Raw genomic sequence first — 1,392 nt, 5'->3', positions numbered from 1 at the left:
GCCGTCGGGGTCGCGCTCCCGGCGGCCCGGCTCGCCGTATTCGAGGGTCGCGAAGATGCCGCCACCGGCGTCGTCGGCGACGACGACTGTGAGGTTCGGGCGGGGCTCGCCGGGGCCGACGGCCAGGGCGTTGGCGTCGTGCAGAAACGTCAGGTCGCCGACGAGCGCGTACGTGGGCACGCTCGGGCGCGCCAGGGCCAGGCCGGAGGCGGTGGACACGCAGCCGTCGATGCCCGCCAGCCCCCGGTTGGCGACGACGGCGGGCCCGGCGGGGCCGCGGGCCGTCTCCACGTCGCGGGCGCTGCTGGAGGAGCCGACGAACAGGCACGCGTCGGCGGGCAGCGCCCCGAGCAGCGCGTGGGCCAGGCCGGCGCCGCCGGGTCTGTCGTGCGCCCAGTCCGTCGCCAGGTGCGCCGTGACCGCCTCGTGCAGCGCGGAGCCGGTCCGCTGCCACGACGCGTACCAGGCCTCGTCGCGCGGGGCCTCGGTGCGGTCGGCCTCAGCGCGCATCTCGTCGCTAGTCGTGTCCGCAGCGGCTCGCCAGGGGTGCACGGCGTGCAGCACGTGCCCGGGGTCGGGCCACCGCGGACCGTCGACGACGGCCTCGACGCGCACGCCCGGGGTGCGCAGCAGCCGGGCCGTCGCGCGCGAGAGCGTCAAGCGCCCGACGAGCAGGATGCGCTCGGGAAGCAGCGCCCCGGCCCCGCGGGTCGGGTCGAGCGCGCCGGGCACGTCGAGCAGCAGCGGACCGTGCGGCACGACCCCGTCCCGGGAGCCGGTGCCGAACGGTTCGGCGATCACCGGCCACTCGCGCCGCCGCGCGGCGCGCACCACCGCCTCCGAGTGTGACCCCGGCCCACCGAGAGCATCGGGATCGCCGAGGTCGGCGGGCCCACCGAGATCGCCGAGGTCACCGAGCACGACGAGCGTGCGCGCCGCACCCTCCGGCAGCTCCAGCGCCCCCGATAAACCGACCGGCCCGGAGAACCCCAACGACCCTGAAAACTGCGTGTCGTGGTCGGAACTGCAGTCCGGACCGCAGTTCTCACCACGACTCGCAGTTTTGAGCGGTGTTTGCGGGGGCGTACTGGTCCAGGGGGCGGCGTCTGGGCGGCCGGTCAGCGGCTCGGGCCACAGGTCGGACTCGGCGTCGGGCTCGGCGTTGGGGACGAGCGGGTCGCGCAGCGGCACGTTGAGGTGCGCGGGGCCGGGCTCGCCGCCGAGCGACCCGGTCGCGGCGGCCACGGCCCGGTCGACCGCGGTGCGCCACGACGCCTGCTGGCCGGCGCGCCGCTCGGGCGCGCCGAGATCGTGCCCCCAGCGGGTCGCGGCGCCGAAGATCCCGACCTGATGGGTCGTCTGGTTGGCGCGGGTGCCGCGCAGCTCCGGCGG

Annotated in this window: 1 protein-coding gene; it reads right to left on the bottom strand. The window is 77.0% G+C overall.

Annotated elements, in window-relative coordinates; translation table 11 throughout:
- Nucleotides 1–1,392: hypothetical protein (locus PINTE_RS16380; protein ID WP_068432930.1), on the bottom strand; the 1,392-nt coding region annotated here is incomplete at both ends.

The organism is Piscicoccus intestinalis NBRC 104926 (assembly GCF_001515525.1).
GTDB classification, from domain to species: domain Bacteria; phylum Actinomycetota; class Actinomycetes; order Actinomycetales; family Dermatophilaceae; genus Kineosphaera; species Kineosphaera intestinalis.
The sequence above is the reverse complement of the archived record's forward strand: the minus strand, read 5'-3'. Positions and strand labels throughout refer to the sequence as shown.